The sequence below is a fragment of the Streptomyces sp. NPDC055287 genome (assembly GCF_053646035.1).
In genome coordinates this window covers 1-1240 of sequence record NZ_JBSHNE010000137.1, presented here as the reverse complement: position 1 = coordinate 1240, position 1240 = coordinate 1, and the positions used below count along the sequence as shown (strand labels likewise).

Genomic DNA, 1240 nt, shown 5'->3' with positions numbered 1-1240 from the left:
AGTGAAACAGAAGGCTGTAGAAATGAGATTGGCAGGCGTACCTATGAAAGAGATCATGCAGGAGTTGAATATCAAAAATAATACGCAGATTAAGACATGGGTCAGATGGTATAAGGCTGGTGATACACATCGATTTGAACAGCCTGTTGGTAAGCAATACACTTATGGAAAAGGTCCGGAGTATTCTTCCGAATTAGAGAAACTGCAGGCAGAGAATCGATATCTGAGACAACAGAATGAAGTGTTAAAAAAGTACAACGAATTGGAAAGGAAGTTGATAGCCAAACGTCAGTCGAACTTGTAGAAGAATTGCACAGCACAATGACCGTGCAGGATATCTGTATTCATTTAGGTATCTCTCGCTCGTCTTATTATCGTTGGAAGAAGAATCTGAAGAAAGATCATCCCAAGCGCCATTTAGAAAAACAAATCGGCACGTTGTGCCGAGAGCACCAGTATCGATATGGATATCGAAAAATCACAGCTATATTAAAAAAGAGAATGTGTATTAACCATAAAACGGTTCAGCGTATTATGCAGAAAAATCAGTGGCAGTGCCGGGTTAAGGTGAAAAAGCGCAAGAAGAATGGGCAGCCATATGCCGTGGTCGACAATATATTAGATAGGAACTTTCAGTCTGATCATCCTCTTGAAAAACTAGTAACAGACATCACGTATTTGCCTTATGGACAGAAACAATTGTACCTTTCCAGTATATTGGATGTATATAATGGAGAAGTGATTGCTTTTACGATTGGAGATAAGCAGGACACAGACTTTGTCTTACACACACTTGATCAACTGCCAACACTGCCTGAGAACTGCGTGTTACATAGTGACCAAGGATCTGTGTATACATCTTACGAGTATCAGAAAGCTGTTAAAACAAAAGGCATTACCATGAGCATGTCCCGCAAAGGGACACCCGCTGATAATGCCTCCATCGAATCGTTTCATTCCTCACTAAAGTCTGAAACGTTCTATCTTAACAGCATTGATCGAACCACGACCGCCATCGTAGAACGCACTGTCATAGAATACATTCATTATTATAACAATATTCGTATTCAAACGAAACTAAACAACCAATCACCGATAAATTATCGGCAATTGGCTGTTTAAAAGGTGTTTTGATCCCTGTCTCAAAAACGGGGGTCAGTCCCCTGTGGCCAGCGGTTTTTCTTCTGCATACAAAAAGGACGCGACTGAATCGGTTACTTCTGTACAATTTGAATAAGGT

General features: G+C 40.5%; 1 protein-coding gene. It reads left to right on the top strand.

The annotated features are described in order from the left end of the window. Window position 1: 1 nt before the first annotated feature. A protein-coding gene (locus ACWIHY_RS40375; RefSeq protein WP_454381755.1) for an IS3 family transposase occupies window positions 2-1122 on the top strand; the annotation gives its coding sequence in 2 pieces (ribosomal slippage) (window positions 2-245 and window positions 245-1122; 1122 coding nt in all). Window positions 1123-1240 lie beyond the last annotated feature (118 nt).